This is a genomic window from Streptomyces sp. YS-3 (assembly GCF_045257485.1).
Classification (GTDB): Bacteria; Actinomycetota; Actinomycetes; order Streptomycetales; family Streptomycetaceae; genus Streptomyces.
The window spans coordinates 1-817 of record NZ_JBJHPC010001125.1 but is presented as its reverse complement, the minus strand read 5'-3'; the positions used below and the strand labels follow the sequence as shown (position 1 = coordinate 817).

General features: G+C 74.9%; 2 pseudogenes. One reads left to right on the top strand and one right to left on the bottom strand.

Features of this window, described 5'->3' with window-relative positions:
* Window positions 1-639 (top strand): annotated as a pseudogene (locus ACJA3G_RS37895) (chorismate-binding protein); the annotation flags it as partial.
* Window position 640: 1 nt separating this feature from the next.
* On the opposite strand, the pseudogene ACJA3G_RS37890 reads toward ACJA3G_RS37895, so the two are convergent.
* A pseudogene (locus ACJA3G_RS37890) lies at window positions 641-817 on the bottom strand (chorismate-binding protein); the annotation flags it as partial.

Here is an 817-nt window from a genome sequence, read left to right as displayed (position 1 = left end):
GTGGGGGCGAGCCCCGAGGCGCATGTGCGGATGTCGGGCGGGACGGTGGTCATGAACCCGATCAGCGGGACCTACCGCTATCCGGCGGCCGGTCCCACCGCCGAGGACCTGCTCGCCTTCCTCTCCGACGAGAAGGAGATCGACGAGCTCTCCATGGTCGTCGACGAGGAGCTGAAGATGATGTGCACGGTGGGCGACCGGGGCGGGGTGGTGGTCGGGCCCCGGCTCAAGGAGATGGCCCATCTGGCCCACACCGAGTACGAGTTGCGGGGCCGCAGCTCGCTGGACGCGCGCGAGGTGCTGCGCGAGACGATGTTCGCGGCGACGGTGACGGGGTCGCCGGTGCAGAACGCCTGCCGGGTGATCGAGCGGTACGAGGCGGGTGGGCGCGGCTACTACGCGGGCGCGCTCGCCCTGCTCGGCCGCGACGCGAACGGCGGCCAGACGCTCGACTCGCCCATCCTGATCCGTACGGCCGACATCGCGCCGGACGGGCGGGTACGGGTGCCGGTCGGGGCGACGCTGGTGCGCCACTCGGATCCGGCGGGCGAGGTGGCGGAGACGCACGCCAAGGCGGCGGGGGTGCTGGCGGCGCTGGGGGTGCGCCCGGGCCGCCCGGCCGCCGCCCGCCCCGGGCCCGCCCGTCCGGCGCGATGTCGGCCGTACGGATCAGGATGGGCGAGTCGAGCGTCTGGCCGCCGTTCGCGTCGCGGCCGAGCAGGGCGAGCGCGCCCGCGTAGTAGCCGCGCCCACCCGCCTCGTACCGCTCGATCACCCGGCAGGCGTTCTGCACCGGCGACCCCGTCACCGTCGCCGC